The organism is Curtobacterium sp. MCBA15_013 (genome assembly GCF_001865095.1).
Classification (GTDB): domain Bacteria; phylum Actinomycetota; class Actinomycetes; order Actinomycetales; family Microbacteriaceae; genus Curtobacterium.
Window position 1 is genome coordinate 1 of record NZ_MJGQ01000051.1, and the last position, 632, is coordinate 632.

Below are 632 nucleotides of genomic sequence, written 5' to 3' on the forward strand. Positions count from 1 at the left end.
TCGCCCTCGTCACGCGTGACGGCGGCCCGACCTCGCACACGGCGATCCTCGCCCGCGCCAAGGGCATCACCGCGATCGTCGGCGTGACCGGCGCGGACGACCTGTCCGACGGCACGGTCGTCGTCGTGGACGCCGCCGCCGGCACCGTCGTGACCGACCCGTCGGTCGAACTCGTCGCCGACGTCGAGCAGCGCATCGCCGACCGCCTCGCCGCGGCCGCAGCGCCCCTGACCGCCGGCGCGCTCGCCGACGGGCACACCGTCCCGCTGCTCGCGAACCTCGGCAGCCCCGCCGACGCCGCGGGCGCCGTTGCTCTCGGTGCGGAGGGCGTGGGGCTCTTCCGCACCGAGTTCCTCTTCCTCGACTCGCCGAAGGCGCCGACCGTCGACGAGCAGAAGGACTCCTACAAGCAGCTGCTCGAGGCCTTCCCGGGCAAGAAGGTCGTCGTCCGGGCGCTCGACGCGGGTGCCGACAAGCCCCTGCCGTTCCTCACCGACAAGGACGAGGAGAACCCGGCCCTCGGTCGACGCGGTCTCCGGGCGCTCCGGAACCACCCCGAGGTGCTCCGCGACCAGCTCACGGCACTCGCCCAGGCCGACGCCGAGACCGAGGCCGACCTCTGGGTGATGGCC

The 632-nt window shown here is 74.1% G+C and carries 1 protein-coding gene; it reads left to right on the plus strand.

What is annotated here, in order from left to right:
- Nucleotides 1–632: putative PEP-binding protein (locus BIV01_RS16830; protein ID WP_254791870.1), on the plus strand; the 632-nt coding region annotated here is incomplete at both ends.